This is a genomic window from Nostoc sp. (assembly GCF_036919495.1).
Classification (GTDB): domain Bacteria; phylum Cyanobacteriota; class Cyanobacteriia; order Cyanobacteriales; family Nostocaceae; genus Nostoc.
In genome coordinates, this window is sequence record NZ_JBALBZ010000159.1 from 24,633 (window position 1) to 43,160 (window position 18,528).

An 18,528-nucleotide genomic window follows, 5' to 3' on the forward strand; every position below is an offset into this window, starting at 1 on the left:
AAGTTGACTTGATAGGCTACTACTACTACAGGACGGCGTAAATCCACCTACTATTTGAATTAAAAGTAGGCAAACTTGCGTTTTGTTATGGTTTAGGGTTACTGCATATCCCTTTGCTGAAACATTCCCATCAATTTACGTTTACGAGCGTGGGTTTGCATCAAGTTTTGACGATAGCTTAACCAGTCAGCTTTATTTCCAGATTCCAAGTAGGCATTACGTGCCTTTTTCAACCATTCAACTGCGTAGTAATAGTATTCGGCTTTACCTGCATCCATAATCTTTTCGGCACGGCGACGAGCATTAGCAATCACCCAACTAGGATTGTGAGGGATAGCAGCATCCATGACTCGGTAAATCAAGTCTGAATTATAAGAACTGAGTTCACTAGCGATCGCAATTGCATCATCAATTAGCCCCTCATCCAAGAATATATCCACCTTGGCTGATTCCGTTCCCCCACCACTAACAGTACGAATAATTCTCAGCAGGTCTGTTTTGACACTTTCCCAATTTTCCCCAGCCAATTCTGCCATCTTCTGGTAGTCAAAAAAGGAGGGCTTCACTTGAAAAGCCGCCTTGATTGCTAATAAAGCAGCTTCACTATCACCCAATTCAATAGCCAAATCACTTGTCCAAATCCCCAATTCATACTGACACTTACCCGGTAAATTTAATCCACTCTGGGCTATATTTAGTGCTTGCTGTAATGCCCCTTGAGAGGTTAGTGTTTTCGCTAGGGCAAAAGCCTCTTCCATTGAGATCATCTGGGTTTGAGCAGCATCCATTGCTTCTTCTACCCTGCCTAAACGCCCTAGCATTGTCAGATACTGTTGGGTTTGCCCTTCCGCTTCTGCTAAATATAAGTATTCTTGGTAACGTTCCTGACGTTCGAGGATTTTTAGGCGAATTAGTGCCAAATCATCCGCGTAGTCTGGCACGTCTTCTTCCCAAGCTCCCCTTTCAGTAATATTACCTTGGAGAACTTGCAGCAGTGGTGGATAATCCCAACCTTGGCGTAAAGCTTCCATAATCATGCCAAAATCAGCATTCCACTCATCTTGCCAAGCTTCTAAATTTATTTGAATATCAACTTTTTCTTCTGGGGTAAGTTCAGCACTGAGAATTGCTTCACACCAGGCATTATTTAATTCCCCGATAAGTTCATCATTTTCGGCACCGTATTCTGCAACATCATCCCAATTTTCCACACAGGTAGAGGTAATCGCTTCTAAAATAGCGATCGCATTCTCACCCTCTCCCCGTTCGCTAAAATCTACCGCAGTTTGCACTACACTTAGCAATTCTTCACCAATTGGGTCTTCTTCGCACCCTTCCTCAAAATAGCGCACGGTATCCTTGAGAATTTGCCGCACTTGCCGCCGAAAGGGAGCCGGATCAATAGTAATGTAGAGCAAGGGTTTTGTGGCTGTTGGCTTGTCAGTAGGATTCGTCATCCAACTTACATGGCGGTCAATCGCCTCAATTAGTTGTGGATGTTCTATTACCAACTCTTGCAGCACTCTTTGAGTTTGGATATAGTCCAGGCTATTAAGTAGTTGTTCTAGAGTGGGGCGCTGTTCAATGTTTTCTGGGTTACGCGCACAAACAAGCATCGTCGCTACAATGTGTTTGCACCACCCGTCAAAGTTGTAGGCACAGGTGCAGTTTACTGAGGTTAACCCACTGCTCTCGAAACTCAGGTTGACATGATAAGGTTTGACTTCACTGCCTACAACATCTGCCTGAAGCAGATTGCCACGTTGGGTAACTGTATTAACAGCACCAGCCTCATAGTATGCCTCGCCCCGTTGGAAAGATTTGGCGTTGGCATGACGGCGGATAGTAAATTCACTAATTTGGGGAATAGACATCGAGCGATCGCCTGCGTAAATCTTCTGGATGAATCCTAAATCCAGCTTAGTGTTAGGCTAACGCGCTGTAAAGAAATTCTAATATGAAATTAAAGCTACATATTAGCTTGACAGAGCTATCCTCAGTCGTTTTGTAGTATTAAAAAAATAAGTATATAGATTTGACTATAATTACTGAAAACATCCATATTTTCGTCAGAAGCGAGTGAATCATAATTTGAAGCAACACCCGAACCTGAAATTAGTAAACAGTCAACAGTGAACAGTTGTGATGGTCTATGGTGAGGGATTAAGAGTCAAGCAATAAAACTGATAACTGTTGAAAGGGTTGCGCTGATTGTCAGTCAAGTTGAGAATAAATAGGCGAAGCACACGGGGAAACTAACGTGAGTCAAGGATTTGATTACGATTTAGTAATTATCGGCGCTGGTGTAGGCGGGCATGGCGCAGCCTTACACGCCGTAAGTTGCGGTCTGAAAACAGCGATTATTGAAGCTGCTGATATGGGAGGAACCTGTGTTAATCGGGGCTGTATTCCTTCTAAGGCGTTGCTGGCAGCATCTGGACGTGTGCGGGAGTTACGTAATGCCCACCACCTGAAGTCACTGGGAATTCAAATTGGTAGCGTGGAATTTGATCGCCAAGCGATCGCTAATCATGCTAATAATCTCGTCTCAAAAATTCAAGGCGACTTAACCAACAGCCTCAAACGTCTAAAAGTCGATATCATCAACGGTTGGGGAAAAATTGCTGGGGCGCAAAAAGTCTCTGTTACCGGAGACGGCGGTGAAAAAACCATCACAGCCAAAGACATCATCCTTTCCCCTGGTTCAATTCCTTTTGTGCCTCCAGGAATTGAAGTAGACGGCAAAACTGTCTTTACCAGCGATCAAGGCGTTAAGTTAGAGTCTCTACCAGACTGGGTGGCGATTATTGGCAGTGGTTACATCGGCTTAGAATTTTCTGATATTTACTCAGCTTTGGGTTGTGAAATCACCTTGATTGAAGCCCTAGATCAGTTAATGCCAGGATTTGACCGAGACATTGCCAAACTTGCCGAACGGGTACTAATTACTCCCCGCGATATTGAAACGAAAGTGGGAATATACGCTAAAAAAGTCATCCCCGGTTCACCAGTGGTGATTGAGTTAGCAGATTTCAAAACCAAAGAAGATGTAGATGTCATCGAAGTAGATGCTTGCTTGGTGGCTACAGGACGCATCCCAGCGACCAAAAATCTTGGTTTAGAATCTGTGGGTGTAGAACTGGATCGGCGGAATTTTATCCCAGTTGACGATCGCATGGCAGTGCTATCATCTGGTGAAGTAGTGCCGCATTTGTGGGCAATTGGCGACGCTAATGGGAAGATGATGTTGGCACATGCGGCTTCTGCTCAAGGCATTATCGCCGTAGAAAATATAGTTGGGAGGAAAAGAATAGTAGACTATCGCAGCATCCCGGCGGCGGCGTTTACCCACCCAGAAGTTAGCTATGTAGGCTTAACAGAAACCGCAGCTAAGGAGTTAGGACAAACCGAAGGTTTTGAAATCGCCACCAGTCGGAGTTACTACAAAGGGAATTCCAAAGCGTTGGCAGAAAATGAAGCCGATGGTATTGCTAAGGTGATATATCGCAAAGATACCGGAGAAGTCTTGGGTGTCCACATTTTTGGACTACACGCCTCAGACTTAATTCATGAAGCCTCAGCTGCGATCGCAAACCGTCAATCTGTCCAAAGCCTCGCACATCTAGTTCACGCGCACCCGACACTTTCGGAAGTGCTGGACGAAGCTTATAAACGAGCAATTGCAATTTAGGAGGGAGTAGGGAGTAGGGAGTAAAAAATTCCCCATTCCCCATTCCCCATTCCCCATTCCCCACTCCCCAATTATGCAAATCCGTCGCCGTTCACCTAACCCAGCTATTGATGTATCGATATTGCGTTATCAGGCTGTCGTACCTGATGCAGCGCCAAACCACATCTTGGAGGAAATTGTCTGGCAGAAAGAAGTAGAATATGACCAAATGCGGGAAAAAGTTCCTTTGCAACAATTGCTGAAACAGGTACTGACTGCGCCGCCAACCCGTGATTTTGTCGCCGCTTTGCGTCAAGGTAAGACAAAGCCAGCATTGATTGCCGAAGTTAAAAAAGCTTCACCGAGCAAAGGTATTTTACGAGAAGATTTTGACCCAGTAGCGATCGCCCTGTCTTATCAGCAAGGTGGCGCTAGTTGTCTTTCTGTGTTGACAGATGTCAAGTTCTTTCAAGGTAGTTTTGAAAACTTAGCCAAGGTTCGGGCTGCCGTAGATTTGCCCTTACTGTGCAAAGAGTTTGTCGTTTATGCTTACCAGATATACTTGGCGCGGGTTCAGGGTGCAGATGCTATTTTGTTGATTGCGGCTATTTTGAGCGATCAAGATTTGAAATACTTCCTTAAAATTGCTAACAACCTAAAAATGGCAACCTTGGTTGAAGTCCATAGTTTGGCAGAACTTGACCGTGTATTAGCTTTAGATGGAGTCTCCTTAGTAGGAATCAATAATCGTAATTTAGAAGATTTCTCTGTTGACTTGCAAACTACTTGCCAACTTTTGGCTGCAAGGGGTAGGCAATTGCAGGAGAAAAACATCCTTGTTGTCAGCGAGTCAGGACTACACAACCCAGATGATCTGAGTCTGGTACTGACAGCAGGTGCATCTGCTGTACTCATTGGAGAATCTTTGGTAAAACAACCAGATCCCGGCACTGCGATCGCCCATATATTGCCGAAAAATTTCTGAAATAAACACCTTCCCTAAGCTCCTTAGCATAGGGCAACTAACTGCATACAATAGTTGGTCAATTGGGTACACTATCCGTGGACACGCAGCATATTGCCATCAAGTATCATCATATCTTTGCCAAATCTTCATTGCTAATCAAATCAAAGCCATAAGCAACTAGTTATTTCTTATGTAACAATTTATTGAGAAAAGCTAAATTCTGACTAATACAAAATCTCAAATATGAAATCAAAAGTTAACTTCATGGAGCAAATTCCTCTACCTTCTCCTATTCACTACGAACTTATACTTCAACTTTTAGAAAGACAAACCATGTTAGCTGTAAATGATAATCCAGATTTACGGCATCAGGTAAATCAACTAATTATTACTCTGCGGAAAGCTGCCGTACAGCAAAAACGCCTAGAAGAAATTTGCGAGTTTTCCTCTATGACTGTCGATCACCGTTGGTCAATCAACCATCATCACGATAACAAAGTTATTGCTCCCGATTGAAACTGATAACTTAATATCTCAACCTCAGATTTGGCATCTTTGTTAAGTTAGCTTAACACCTTCAGAAAGTGTCTCTGTGTATTGAACAAATCAGTATTCAAAAATTTCGCCGCACTTGCTTGACTCAAATGCACAGTTTGGGGTGTGATTTAAAATGATTCTGTAAGCAGAATCTCTGCTTTGTAAAAATATCTAGAAATGCTAGATGAGAATTTTAAATAGGTAGTCAGTCTGAACGCTTAGATTATATTTGATAAAAAGTTTACTTTACTATAGCTAATTTTCTAAATTTCTACATAGTTATTTTTTCTAATTTTTAAATCGATTGCTTACAATTTATACAATAATTTTATTAATACTGTAGAAAAATGTCATCTTTATAAAAATTTTAGATGGGGAAAAGTTCATATTGATTTATAGAAAACTGTAGATCAGCTAAAATATTTATGAGATTCTCTCTCGAATTTGGCGAAAGATGAAATATAACAGTATTGATGAACTATTCAAAAATAATCAGGCTTGGGTTGCCGAGAAACTAGCAATAGACCCAACTTACTTTAAAGACTTATCAAGCGGACAAACACCACCTTTTCTATACATTGGATGTTCTGATAGTCGTCTAGCATTAACAAGCTTTACTCGTACAGAACCAGGAGAGTTATTTGTACATCGTAATATTGCTAATCAGATTTCTCTAACAGATATAAACTTTTTAGCGGTTTTAGAATACGCAATTTTACATCTTCAAGTGGAACACATTATCATTTGTGGCCACTACGATTGCGGAGGAATTAAAGCGGCTTTAGAGGGGAGAACTATCGGAATTCTTGATAACTGGGTAAATCCGATTCGGGAACTGTATTTACAGAAACAAGAAGAAATTGATGCCTTGCCAACAAGAGAAGAACGTTTGAATCGTTTGGCAGAAATAAATGTTGTAGCGCAAGTAAAAAATCTTTACCAAACTTCCATCATGCGTCAGGTACTCTATGAGCGAAAAGCGCCTATGGTTCATGGCTGGGTGCTAGATATAAGCACTGGGTTAATCAAAGATTTGAACGTCTCAACTGTGCAATGGCAATTGCACATTTGCCCCTTGCTTCTAGAGTTTAGACTCTATGCTATGTTAAAAAATGAGAGCTAATTCGGTATTTATTGACACACAAAAGCTCATATCTTTAGATTCCAAAGCTTTAGCCAACGTAGTCACCTTGCAGGTAATTTATTTTCCTCGTTTTCATACTCTGCATATAAATGCATTCATTGAGGTTTTGACTCAATTTATCACTGTATGCAGAGCCTCAAACCTACCCCTACGAAGAATTATTTCTTAGCAATTATCCATATTGCGTGAATAATCCCAGGAATGTAACCAAAAAGTGTCAAAACTATATTAATCCAAAAATCTATACCAAAACCTACTTGCAAAAAAACTCCTAGAGGTGGCACGAAAATGGCACACAAAATCCGAACTAAATCCATTTAAACCTCCTATTAATCTCAGAAAAACAGCTTGTTAGCAAAGTTATCTCCCAATGCTCAAGCATATTTGTATCTTTCAAAGATAACATTCTCTCTCTTAATTTAGGTCACGGTTAAGATGCGGTAAACCGCACTCAAGATTAGCCACCGCTAATTTTAGCTTTGTAACCTAGTTTGCTCAAAATCTCGACAATTTTTTGCTTGTGTTCGCCCTGAATTTCAATTTCGTTATCTTTAACTGTCCCACCTGTGCCGCACTGGGTTTTCAACTGCTTCACCAAATCAGCCAAGGTTTCTGGTTTGGCTTGAAAACCGCTAATCACAGTAACGGTTTTGCCTTTGCGTCCTTTGCGGGAAGCTTGTACTTTAAGATTTTGCTGTTGTGCGGGGAGTTCTGGAATTGGTCTTTCTGTGGCGGCAGAGTTGTCGTTGCCAAATTCGCGGTAGACAAAGCTTTTGTCAGAAGATTTGGGATTTGAAGAAGACATAAAATGAATATTTAAGAAAAATTTCAAAGGCAGTGGAAACTTCTACGCAACCATTCTGCTGAGATATCAATTTCTAGGCTAACATCACAAATCCATTGGGAGGGATTCAAAGTAATTGGGCATAGGGGATTGGGCATTGGGTATTGAGGAATAATTTAGCTTCCAGTCTCCAGATATAACCTGGATATGCCCCAGACTTTCTATAATAATTAAGTCATTCCCCTCATTGAAAACAGCCCGTGACTACCACTCCTCTATCTCCAAATTCAACTGCTCAGGTTCCAGATACACTAGGTCGCTTTGGACGCTTCGGCGGTAAGTATGTACCTGAAACGTTGATGCCTGCTCTTACTGAACTAGAAACAGCTTATCAGCAATACCGCAATGACCCTGATTTTCAAGCAGAACTACAGCAGTTGTTACGGGACTATGTAGGACGTGCCACACCATTATATTTCGCTGAACGCCTGACTGCTCATTATGCCCGACCCGATCGCACCGGGCCACAAATTTACTTAAAACGTGAGGATTTAAATCATACTGGCGCTCATAAAATTAACAATGCTCTTGGTCAGGTATTGCTGGCGAAACGCATGGGTAAGCAACGGATTATTGCCGAAACGGGTGCTGGACAACACGGTGTTGCCACAGCTACAGTTTGCGCTCGTTTTGGGCTGGAATGCATAATTTACATGGGCGTTCATGACATGGAACGCCAAGCTTTAAATGTGTTCAGAATGCGATTGATGGGGGCAGAAGTGCGTCCGGTGGAAGCGGGAACTGGAACCCTAAAAGATGCTACTTCTGAAGCAATCCGCGATTGGGTGACAAATGTGGAAACAACTCACTACATTCTCGGTTCAGTCGCAGGGCCCCATCCTTACCCGATGATGGTACGTGATTTCCATGCAGTAATCGGCCAAGAAACTCGCGCTCAAGCAATCCAAAAGTGGGGTGTATTGCCTGATATTCTCTTGGCTTGCGTGGGTGGTGGTTCCAATGCTATGGGATTATTTTATGAGTTTATGAATGAGCCTTCTATACGGTTCATTGGGATTGAGGCAGCAGGAGAAGGTGTCAATACTGAAAAACACGCAGCAACCTTGACAAAAGGACGAGTTGGTGTATTGCACGGAGCCATGAGCTATCTTCTGCAAGATGAGGATGGGCAAATTATTGAGGCACACTCAATTAGTGCAGGTTTAGATTATCCCGGTGTGGGGCCAGAACATAGCTATTTGAAAGATACTGGTCGCGCTGAATACTATAGTGTGACAGATGCAGAGGCTTTAGCGGCATTCCAACGATTGTCAAAATTGGAGGGGATTATCCCAGCATTAGAAACAGCCCATGCGATCGCCTACCTCGAAACCCTGTGTCCCCAACTAACCGATAGTCCTCGGATTGTAATTAACTGCTCTGGGCGTGGTGATAAGGATGTACAAACAGTAGCCAAGTTATTAATGGATGCGTAAATATACGTTAGCGACGTAGGAGTATTTGACTCGCTAACGCTAACGTAATTCATAATTCGTAATGAGAAAGTCAGATTTCCTCTGGGTTTCTTTCTTTGTTATGTCTAGTCTTATTTTGGGAGAATTGGTCTTAGATGGCAAAAATAGCTAAGGGTAAACGACCTACTTAGATAATCCGCAAATTGATAAATTGGGCGTTGCTGAATCATGGGATGATTTCGCTGAATTTGAAACGAGTTTTCAATGGTTTCAACCGGCTATTCATGCCACATTTATGCAACGCCATAAATTGTTAGCGATCGTCATGGCTTTGACTGGTGAGGTGTCCCTACTGCGGGTAAACACCATTGAATGGTTGCGAGAGGAAAGGTATTTTATCGCCTTCTGAGATTGAAGTTTACGAGCCGGATGCCAAAGTAATTAAGGAATAGGAAGAGTGGTGTGCAGAATATATTGCGCGGGTGCTGCCTTTGGTACAGGAAGAGTTAGAAACTTTTAACCAAGGCTAGTTTAAATTACGTAGTCATTTTACTGAATAAATCCGTGCAATCTATATCTTACATTTTGCAGTCTCAAATTTTACAATCGGTTTTTACTGTGTTTTAAACAAAAACAAAGCTATTGAATATACCTAAAAACAGTAAAATACCTGAAACATGAAGACAGATAAGCATAAATTAGAACTAATAAAACCAAAAAACCTAGTAATTACACTCTGCAAATACTTAGGTACTATATGTAGTTATCTAAAAACAATCATACTAGTGGTAGAAGGCAATTAGGCATTAAACAGTACTATTTGTTCGTAAAATCATGAATTTAAACGTTTGTTGGTAGTTTTTGCACATATAAAGCTATAAATAAAGCTATATAGACCTATAAGCAATTTGTCACATTGATATTAGTTGGTTACATTGTCTAAAAGTTTACTTTAAGCAGATGATTAGACTATTTTTTTACACTGTTGCTTTAGGCACTATAATTCTCAGTGGTGGAGCGATCGCTACTCCTGTAACAAATCCAGCTTTTATGCCAGAATCTTCACATGTATTAAGTGATACTGGTTATATTGCAGCTAGCATCAATACTGTTGCTCTAGAACAGTCAATTTTCAACAAAATTAATGATTACAGAGCTTCCCAAGGGCTAGTAAAGCTGACAAGTAATTCTGACATCGATAATCAAGCCAGGATTCACAGTCAGAATATGGCTAATGGTAAAGTTCCCTTTGGACATACGGGATTTTCAGAACGTATTAAAGCAATCGGTATTCGTTACAGTTCAGCTGGTGAAAATGTCGCTTACAACCAGGGATATAGCGATCCTGCGAAGACAGCTGTTGAAGGCTGGCTCAAAAGTCCAGGGCATCTAGCCAATATCAGAGGTAATTTTAATAAAACGGGGATTGGTGTCGCTAGCAACAGTAGAGGCGAAATCTACTTCACACAAATTTTCCTTCGTTGATAGATGTGGTGAAATTTAGGTTTTTTCTTAAATTCCCCAGAGTTCAGCCTGTTAGCAGGCTGAATAATGTAGTTTCAATGGCATTTATCTGCTGAATACTACATTATTTTTTACTAATTCATGAAAACCCTAAATTATCAGCAAAAGTAACTGTGATTTTACGATGCTGACCTATTGAAGTATTGACAATTGGAAACGATTTTTTATACTTCCTATACAAGGATGTAGTCAGATTGCCAAAATTCATCAATCCTTAATAGTATCGTGCTATATATCGTCGGAACAATAGGGTAGAGTATAAGTCTTATATCTCTACATATTACGTAATTCTCCATGTTCCGACAAACTGCTTTTGGCATCGCTTTAAGTGCGCTTGTCCTTGCTAGTGGGTTAACGACTGTTCCGATACCAAATAATCCTTCTACGAATACATCCACCCGTAATAAGCTGTTGTCGCTTTTTTCGAGTCAGGTTGCAATATCGACTCCTACTTTTAAAACTACGGAGCTAGAAAAATCCGTTTTTAACGAAATTAATCGATATCGGGTTTCTAAAGGATTGCCAAAGTTAACCCTAAATGCAAATATCACTCGACAGGCAAGAATTCATAGTCAAAATATGGCTAAAGGTAAAACACCATTTAGCCATCAGGGATTTGAACGGCGAGTCAATGCTATCCCTATTCGCTACAGCAGTGCGGCAGAAAATGTTGCTTTCAATCGGGGATATAGTAACCCTGTAGATGAAGCTGTTACTGGTTGGATAAAGAGTCCCGGACATCTAAAGAACCTTAAAGGAAATTACAACCTGACTGGAATTGGCGTTGCTACCAATAATCAAGGCGAAGTTTACCTTACACAGCTTTTTTTTCGCACTAGGTAGATTTAATTTCTGATTGTTTTGCACAATAATAATGTAGTGTCTGACAAGACTTATATTTGCTGGACACTCCTATTATTTTTGAACAATTCATGACATTACAAGATTTTCAGGTGAGCGATCGCGATCTGGGCGACGCAGCCCTAGTACAGTATTTAGAATCTACAGCGATCGCAGTTGATACAGAAACGATGGGATTACTGCCACAGCGTGATAGGTTGTGTCTTGTCCAGTTGTGCAACGAATTCGGGAAAGTGACTGCAATCCGCATAGCCAAAGGACAAGCTGATGCGCCAAACTTAAAAAAACTCTTGTCAGCGACGAATGTAGTAAAAGTGTTTCACTTTGCTCGCTTTGACCTTGCCACTTTGCGAGCTAATCTGGGGATTCAGGTTAGACCTGTTTTTTGTACCAAAATTGCTAGTAAATTAGCCCGTACTTACACAAATCGCCACGGACTTAAAGATGTGGTGCAAGAGTTAGAACAAGTAGAACTGGATAAAAGCTCTCAAAGTTCTGATTGGGGTAACGCCGCTAGTTTGTCTGAAGCTCAACTGAGTTATGCTGCCAATGATGTGCGCTATTTACTTAGTGTGCAGCACAAGCTAACAGAAATGCTCAAACGAGAAGAACGTTGGGAAATTGCTCAAGAATGTTTTGAATTTCTGCCAACAATTGTTTCGTTGGATTTGTTACAATTTAAAGATTTGTTTGAACATTGATCCAAGAATAAACCTCTTGCAAAAGTTTTTGCTCTGGAGTACAAGCATTACAAGAGGAAATATTCTATCTTTTGATTTCTCAATTGTGACTTCTCTGACCATGAGAAATCAAGATTAGACCTCTTGAAAAAATCCTTAACATCCCTAACCTGTCCCCGCAAGCAAAGAGATGAGACTTTAATGTAAGTCAAAGTTAGAGCGTGGGTCTTCTGATTAATTTATGCAAGAGGTCTATTGCTAATTTTCTAAGTTATTTTTTGCCTAAGATCCAATATTGGAATCATCAGTGTTTTTAGGAGTGTTAGCTTTACTAATGCCTTCTTTGACATTACTGGCTCCCTCTTGAATGCCTTCCTTGAGATTACTAGCTCCCTCTTGAATGCCTTCCTTGAGATTACTAGCTCCCTCTTGAATATTTTCCTTGAGGTTACTAGCTCCTTTTTTAATGGCTTCCGTCGCGCTAGGGCCTCCCTTTGGCTGATTCTCTTGGTGATTTTTTAGCCGATCTACAACATTGTAGTCATCTGCACCTGGAGGAGTTTTTGATTCAACAATGCCTTCTGTTGGGCCACCGATAGCCTTCCATGCAGCAAGACCACCTTTGAGTTGAGAAACATGCTGAAATCCATTAGAACGCAGTTGTTGCGCGGCTTGGGCAGATTCTTCTTCGTTAGCACCGTAAACGTAAATATCACGGCTTTTATCTAAAGAAGGTACTGCACGCTGTACCAATTCATCTATTGGCATTGGCATCGCTCCCATAATGTGACCTTCGTTGAAGGTGTTGCGATCGCGCACATCTAGTATCGTAAAAGCTGGTTCGCCCCATTCTAGACGAGACTTCAATGTATGAACATCAGACTGTGCTTCTACTGGTGGCTGTGGGGGAACTATGCCGCCGACTAAGTTGTTAACCATAAGTATCCCTGACTTAACGATATTGATAGCAATTTAACGGACTAAACATATTGAATTACTCTTTCTCTGGGCTGAATTTACTTAAAATCAATCTTGAGGTAGAGTACCTAATTAAAATATTTTATGCCATTGAATGCATTGCAAATTCAGTCATATTAGACTATTAAAAGAAAACTATTTTTATATTAATTGTATTAAGCATATTTAAAATTCGATTTGTGATATTTCATTCTTAAAAAAGATTGTGAATAAAATTAAAATATTCAGCTATTCGTACAGGAATTACGTGCATTTTCAATATCTGCGATCGCTAACAATAAGGGCTTATAGCTTTTCCTAATTAAATGAGTTAAGTAGAGCGGTGTAAATAATTCAAGGTTTGTAGTGAGCGGCCCCAGCCATCATTTGAGGACTAAATTCCTCTCTTCGAGACGCTGCGCGAACACTACAAAATAATCTCAAGATTTTTTACATTACTTAATCTAGTTTGATTTATTCTTACCGACTTACTTACATTGGGCAAGCTCCTCGTTTGCTCTTAGAGGATGTTTTAAAAGTCCTCAAGCCATTCTTCTTTAACCTATTTTCTCTGTGTTTTCTGTGAATCTGCGGTTAAATAAAATACTTTTAATCCGCAGATTCACTGAGAAACCAGAGAGAAAAAAGAGATTTTACCAGTCACCTTAAAAGAGCTGTAAGTAAGTATTGAAATTATAAATCATACAACAAAAATCCAAAATTAGACAAACTTCATAGAATCAATACTTATAAAATTTATTAGCATTACAATGGCTAAAGTTTTGATAAACTTCATGGAAGATTAATTGTAAACAGGTACTACAGTAGCAATCTTACTCAGCAGAGACGCGGGTGAATACTCTATTAACAGAAACACGTAAAGCAAAACTGGCGCAACGAATCGCCCAATCTACAATAGGCAGCATTATGGTTATGGTTCCCGCTACTACTCCCAAAATTCTGATCGTCGATGACGACTTTGGTGTGCGAAATCTGGTCTATCGTTTTTTAAGTCGGAAATATCAGATAGAGTCCGCAGCAGATGGTAAGACTGCCTTATCGTTGTTTGAGCAATTCAACCCGGCCTTAGTAATTCTGGATTGGAATTTGCCGGATCTTAATGGTTATAGCCTCTGCCAAGAAATGCAGAGCCGTACTAATGTTTTAGTGCTGATACTGACTAGTAGGACTGACGAGGCTGATAAAATTAAAATCTTAAGCGCAGGTGCTGATGATTTCATGACTAAACCGTTTAGTCTTGCAGAAGTTGAAGTTAGAGTGGAAGCTCTTTTAAGACGGATACGCTACATCAACCCCTCCCCAACACAACGGATCATTTTTAAGCAGTTAGCAATTAACCCAGAGGGCCGGGAGGTAACACTTAACGAGAAACCTCTTGCTTTAACAGCACTGGAGTTTAATATCTTACATTTTTTGGCAAGTCATCCTAATCAGGCTTGGAGTCGCCCACAACTAATCCAAAAAATTTGGGGTTGCGACTACGTGGGAGATGGCCGAGTGGTTGATGTGCATATTGGTCAGCTTCGCAAGAAGATGGAAGTCGATGCCAGCATACCGGAGTTTATTAAAACTGTACGGGGCTATGGTTACAAGTTTGAAGCGCCCTACGAAAATACTCATTCCTGAGTTTTCTGATTTCAGAAGTAATTCATAAAAAGAATTACTCAGATGAGTCAGCATTAGTATTATTGCTGATTTAAACAGTTTTACTGAGAATTAACCGTATAACTTACGCTAATTTTGGACGTTGCTCCAAACTGATTTTGACGATTTTGAGAAAGGCTTTATCTAGTGCTAAAATCAAGACTGCAACTACCGACCGATTGAAAATAGGTGATTTTGCCTTGTCACCTGAGTACGTGAAAGATTTTCCTTAGTTTGAAATTTATCAGAAATTCGGGTTTTAAACCCCGTCGTTCTACGACGGCTTTTCTTGGTATTGGATGTACTTTTTAAGAACTTCGAGTGGCGCACCCCCAACTGTTGACACAAAGTAACTAGGACTCCAAAGAGCATAGTTGCCATAGGGTTTAGGATATCCTGCTTGACCATACCGAGACCAGATACTCCTTTGAGTGAGTTGACCATTTGAGATATTGAAAGCTTTGGTGGATACTCCAGCAAAACATGAATATGGTCAGACTCTCCATTAAATTCTAGGATATTAAAATCCATTTTTTGGGAGACTTCTACAAGTGACTTGTGAATTAGTTCAAGGCTTTCAGTAGTAAATATCTTCCTCCGATATTTAGTATTTAGTTACGCAGACCAAATGTATTTTTAAATCTGAAACGCTGTGTCTTTCTTGTCTCAAACCACTTGTCATATCTATCTAACCAATGTAAAATCCCATAGCAGACCAATTTTAATATGGAGAATGAAAGCAAGGTATCAATACAGATTTTACCCAACAGACCAACAAGAGGAGAGATTATCTCAGTTGTTTGGATGTGTTCGTGTAGTCTGGAATGACGCTCTAGCTTTCTGCAACCAATCTGTTAGCGTAGCGGGCGACGCTACGCGAACGACAAAACTGCCGGGGTATAGTAAGCTGTCTGCAATGCTTACCCAATCTAAAAAGACTGAGGAGAGAATTTGGTTGTCTGATGTTTCTTCAGTCCCATTGCAGCAATCTTTAAGGCATTTAGACGTAGCTTACAAAAACTTTTTTAATTCTCGTAACGGAAAGAGAAAAGGCAGCAAAGTTGGTTCACCAAGATTTAAAAAGAAAACTAATTCGCAATCGGCTGAGTTTACCAAGGCAGCATTTTCTATTAAAGATGAACAAGTTTACCTTGCTAAAATTGGGGAAATCAAACCAATTTGGTCGAGAATTCTATCATCTGAACCTAGTTCAGTCATAGTAATCAAGGATTGTGCCAACCGTTACTTCTTGAGTTTTGTTGTAGAAGTTGAGCCAAATCTTACTCAAGCTAAACACATAAGTGTAGGTATTGATTTAGGCATTAAAACTTTTGCTGTAATGAGTAATGGTGAAAAAGCGGAAAGCCCTGATTACTCAAAACTAGACCGTCAGGTTCGGAAATTACAAAAAAAACTGGGACGTCAACAGAGTAACTCAAAAAGAAGAAATAAAACTCGCACAAGAATTGCTAAATTACATAACCAAATTACTGATATCAGAAAAGACTTTTTGCACAAGCTGTCAACTAGGATAGTTAACGACAATCAAGTAATTGTCCTAGAAGACTTAAATGTATCAGGGATGGTGAAAAATCGCAGACTATCTAGGGTAATTAGTTTGCTAGGGTGGCGAGAGTTTAGAAATCTTTGTGAGACAAAATCAAACAAGTTCGGCAGAGAGTTTTGCACGGTTAATAGATGGGAACCTACAAGTCAAATTTGTTCTGACTGTGGTTTTAGATGGGGTAAAGTTGACCTCTCTATTCGCTCAATACTCTGCTTAAGTTGTGGGATTGAACACGATAGAGATGGAAATGCCAGCAAGAATATAGAAAAAGTCGGGATGGGGAATCGCCACGACTCTAAATGGACGACGAGGGAAGGTAAGACTATTTTGGTAGCACAGCCCGATGAAGCGTCAAGAATCATCGCACCTTCTGGTCGGTGAGTATTTCAAAAATCCACCAAAAATTACTAGAGTGAATCTAACGGATTTAACCGATAGCCCACCCAATGTAAGACAAACCATTGCGCCCTTTCTCCATCAATGATGGGTGTGCAGATAAGCTAATGAGCATTTAAGTTGCATAAAAGCAGGTCTGTAGCCCCTACTACAACCGAATCAAGCTGGAAAAATGAATGACAATTAGCTTACTATTCGATATCGCCAAATAGGCGGTTTTGGACTCTGACTTGTGTAGGCTAGCAAAAACCGTCAGGCATCGCTCCATAAATTGTACAAGGTTACCGGGGGCAAATCACCGAAAAAAGTACACTTGGGTCTTGGCTCAACCTTTCAAATTAACCTTCCCCTCAAGCTTTGACCCATCTTGATGAGATAAAAATTTTTCACTACTGTGATAGCTTCTTCGCCATTTTTCCAGATGCTCTATAGATATTGATTTAGAAATGACGTTCACGCTATTTCCTCGCCAAGCAACTTCTGCATCTGTTGTGAAAACCCCGCATTCTAATTGATCTAGCCTTATATTCCAATATTCACTAAACCGGCCTTTCAAAGTAATAACTTGCTCAAATACCTTATTTCTGTGTTTATTTCTTCTTTTTCTTTCAGTAGCTCCTGTTGCTTCTGTATCAATAAACTTGGTTTCTATTAAAAACAGGGTTCCTTTAAAAGTCTGATAGACAAAATCACACTTTCCTAAATCTGTATAATCTGAAATTGGAGATTTTTCAAATAACAGTAATTCAGCGCACGAGGGAAATAAGTCTTTAATATTCAGAAATAAATAAGCTTGCAATAGAAGTTCCTTATCATAAGGAAATAAGATAACTCCTTCAAAAAATTTTTTAATGTCCTCCTGAGTTTGGGGTTGAATGATTTTACAGTATGAAACAAATTTATGTAGCTCGTTCACGATCATCAAGTTATAACTCCTTCCCCCGGTCGCAGCCTTAAGGGTCTTAGCATAAAAATATACCATTGCCTCAAGGAAATCATCATCCGCATAAGTAACTAAAAAACCTACTATAAGCCTAGATACTTAGGGCAATTTACAGTTGACAGTTCAGTAAAACTAATTATTAAGCTGCTTTTCAGTATTGGTAGATTTTTCACTTTTGGCTTCAGATACCAGTCAGCGATTTAATATGAGCAGGAAAACTGGCATTTTGCAAAGCTTGAACGGTTATTCTAGAATCTTGTACGCAAAATTGCCAACCCAAGCGAACAAGTTTCCGAGAATTTTCAGTTTGTATAATTCCGATCACTGGCATTTTTGCCTTTTCTTTGTCTCCTGAGTGTTCTTGTAAAATTATTTTCAAGCGATGTAGTTCATCGATATTACCTGCTTGCTGGGGATTTAATTCCACCATTACCATTTGTACTGTTTCCACTGGCTCTGCATCTTCAAGAATAAATTGAGTTTGCTCGTCACGTCGATCTACTTTTCCCCAAATAATCAATCTAGTGTCAACTTGGAGTAGTAAACTAATGCGTTCATAGGTTTTGGGAAAGACTACAGCTTCTGATTGTGTAGTGAGGTCTTCTATTTGCAAAATTGCCATTTGATCGCCTTTTTTAGTAACCACTTTTTTGACGTTATTCAACATGACAACTGCACAAAGCCTTGTTTCTTCCCTTTGCTCTCCCAGTTGCGAAAGGTTAATTGGAGTCAAAAGTGGTGCTATTTGCCGTAAGGATTTCAGTGGATGATCTGATACATAAAATCCTAATAATTCTTTCTCCATCTGCAACTTTTTCTGTGGTGGCAAGTCCATCACAGGTTTAGATTTGGGAGCAGTTTCAAAGGCATTATTTGCTCTTTTGGTGGGAGTAGAAGAAAATCCGTCACCTAATAAATCTAAAAGATTTCCTTGACCACTAGCTCTGTCTTTAGCGCGAGATTGTGCCCAATCATACACTAATTCTAAGTCGTTAATTAACTGTTGACGGTTGGGTTCAATTTTGTCAAAGGCTCCACAGTAAATCAACGATTCCATAGTGCGGCGGTTAACAGCACGTAAATCCACGCGATCGCAAAAATCAGCCAGGGATTTAAATCCTGTCTCATTTCTCGCTTCCAAAATACAAGCGATCGCACTCTGTCCCACGTTACGCACCGCCGAAAATCCAAACAGAATCTTTCCTGCTGTTGGCGTAAAATCAACACCAGAACGATTAATATCTGGCGGATCTATGGAAATACCCATATTTGTACAGTTAGTAATATATCTCTGTACCTTATCGGTATCACCACTGTTAGCCGTTAACAGCGCCGCCATATATTCTAATGGGTAATTA

General features: G+C 40.2%; 16 protein-coding genes and 2 pseudogenes. 11 read left to right on the forward strand and 7 right to left on the reverse strand.

Annotated elements, in window-relative coordinates:
- Positions 1-98: 98 nt before the first annotated feature.
- Complete coding sequence (locus tag V7K25_RS22860; RefSeq protein ID WP_335160863.1) at positions 99-1,874, reverse strand: SWIM zinc finger family protein; 1,776 nt, start codon at positions 1,872-1,874, stop codon at positions 99-101.
- Positions 1,875-2,260: 386 nt separating this feature from the next.
- Between V7K25_RS22860 and lpdA the strand changes: the two genes are divergently transcribed.
- The 4 genes from lpdA to V7K25_RS22880 all read left to right on the forward strand — a co-directional run bounded on the left by lpdA (position 2,261) and on the right by V7K25_RS22880 (position 6,297).
- Entirely contained in the window at positions 2,261-3,691 is a 1,431-nt protein-coding gene (gene lpdA / locus V7K25_RS22865; protein ID WP_335160865.1) for a dihydrolipoyl dehydrogenase, read from the forward strand.
- A gap of 73 nt (positions 3,692-3,764) precedes the next feature.
- Complete coding sequence (trpC, locus tag V7K25_RS22870) at positions 3,765-4,655, forward strand: indole-3-glycerol phosphate synthase TrpC (protein ID WP_335160867.1); 891 nt, start codon at positions 3,765-3,767, stop codon at positions 4,653-4,655.
- A 246-nt stretch (positions 4,656-4,901) separates the two neighbouring features.
- Complete coding sequence (locus V7K25_RS22875) at positions 4,902-5,153, forward strand: DUF5340 domain-containing protein (protein WP_335160891.1); 252 nt, start codon at positions 4,902-4,904, stop codon at positions 5,151-5,153.
- A gap of 475 nt (positions 5,154-5,628) precedes the next feature.
- Positions 5,629-6,297 (forward strand): carbonic anhydrase, encoded by a 669-nt coding sequence (locus V7K25_RS22880; RefSeq protein ID WP_335160869.1) that lies wholly within the window; start codon positions 5,629-5,631, stop codon positions 6,295-6,297.
- A gap of 179 nt (positions 6,298-6,476) precedes the next feature.
- On the opposite strand, the gene V7K25_RS22885 is transcribed toward V7K25_RS22880, so the two are convergent.
- Both V7K25_RS22885 and V7K25_RS22890 read right to left on the reverse strand, forming a co-directional pair.
- On the reverse strand, positions 6,477-6,635 hold the full coding sequence (locus tag V7K25_RS22885) for a YqaE/Pmp3 family membrane protein (protein WP_335160871.1): 159 nt from the start codon (positions 6,633-6,635) through the stop codon (positions 6,477-6,479).
- Between the two features lie 140 nt (positions 6,636-6,775).
- Positions 6,776-7,123 (reverse strand): translation initiation factor, encoded by a 348-nt coding sequence (locus tag V7K25_RS22890; RefSeq protein ID WP_109009060.1) that lies wholly within the window; start codon positions 7,121-7,123, stop codon positions 6,776-6,778.
- 239 nt (positions 7,124-7,362) lie between these two features.
- Here V7K25_RS22890 and trpB point away from each other — a divergent pair, with 239 nt between their 5' ends.
- The 5 genes from trpB (at position 7,363) to V7K25_RS22915 (ending at position 11,663) form a co-directional block, all read left to right on the forward strand.
- Positions 7,363-8,598, forward strand: a complete 1,236-nt coding sequence (gene trpB / locus V7K25_RS22895) for a tryptophan synthase subunit beta (protein WP_335160873.1) — start codon at positions 7,363-7,365, stop codon at positions 8,596-8,598.
- A gap of 190 nt (positions 8,599-8,788) precedes the next feature.
- Positions 8,789-8,986, forward strand: a complete 198-nt coding sequence (locus tag V7K25_RS22900; protein ID WP_335160875.1) for a hypothetical protein — start codon at positions 8,789-8,791, stop codon at positions 8,984-8,986.
- A 551-nt stretch (positions 8,987-9,537) separates the two neighbouring features.
- Positions 9,538-10,062, forward strand: a complete 525-nt coding sequence (locus V7K25_RS22905; RefSeq protein WP_335160877.1) for a CAP domain-containing protein — start codon at positions 9,538-9,540, stop codon at positions 10,060-10,062.
- Between the two features lie 333 nt (positions 10,063-10,395).
- Positions 10,396-10,944, forward strand: coding sequence for a CAP domain-containing protein (locus V7K25_RS22910; RefSeq protein WP_335160879.1), 549 nt, complete (start codon positions 10,396-10,398; stop codon positions 10,942-10,944).
- Between the two features lie 89 nt (positions 10,945-11,033).
- Complete coding sequence (locus V7K25_RS22915; protein ID WP_335160881.1) at positions 11,034-11,663, forward strand: ribonuclease H-like domain-containing protein; 630 nt, start codon at positions 11,034-11,036, stop codon at positions 11,661-11,663.
- A gap of 471 nt (positions 11,664-12,134) precedes the next feature.
- Here the strand turns inward: V7K25_RS22915 and V7K25_RS22920 are convergent.
- Positions 12,135-12,581, reverse strand: a pseudogene (locus V7K25_RS22920) (rhodanese-like domain-containing protein); the annotation flags it as partial.
- 945 nt (positions 12,582-13,526) lie between these two features.
- Here V7K25_RS22920 and V7K25_RS22925 point away from each other — a divergent pair.
- Positions 13,527-14,246 carry a response regulator transcription factor gene (locus V7K25_RS22925; RefSeq protein ID WP_335160893.1) on the forward strand — a complete coding sequence of 240 codons (720 nt, stop codon included), beginning with the start codon at positions 13,527-13,529 and terminating at the stop codon, positions 14,244-14,246.
- A 292-nt stretch (positions 14,247-14,538) separates the two neighbouring features.
- Here V7K25_RS22925 and tnpA read toward each other — a convergent pair.
- A pseudogene (gene tnpA / locus V7K25_RS22930) lies at positions 14,539-14,946 on the reverse strand (IS200/IS605 family transposase).
- 51 nt (positions 14,947-14,997) lie between these two features.
- Here tnpA and V7K25_RS22935 point away from each other — a divergent pair.
- Positions 14,998-16,212 carry an RNA-guided endonuclease InsQ/TnpB family protein gene (locus V7K25_RS22935; RefSeq protein ID WP_335160883.1) on the forward strand — a complete coding sequence of 405 codons (1,215 nt, stop codon included), beginning with the start codon at positions 14,998-15,000 and terminating at the stop codon, positions 16,210-16,212.
- A 340-nt stretch (positions 16,213-16,552) separates the two neighbouring features.
- On the opposite strand, the gene V7K25_RS22940 is transcribed toward V7K25_RS22935, so the two are convergent.
- Together V7K25_RS22940 and V7K25_RS22945 are read right to left on the reverse strand one after the other, a co-directional pair.
- Positions 16,553-17,149 (reverse strand): hypothetical protein, encoded by a 597-nt coding sequence (locus tag V7K25_RS22940; protein ID WP_335160885.1) that lies wholly within the window; start codon positions 17,147-17,149, stop codon positions 16,553-16,555.
- A gap of 202 nt (positions 17,150-17,351) precedes the next feature.
- Positions 17,352-18,528, reverse strand: a 1,177-nt coding sequence (locus V7K25_RS22945) for a helix-hairpin-helix domain-containing protein (RefSeq protein WP_335160887.1), incomplete at its 5' end; no start/stop codon positions are given.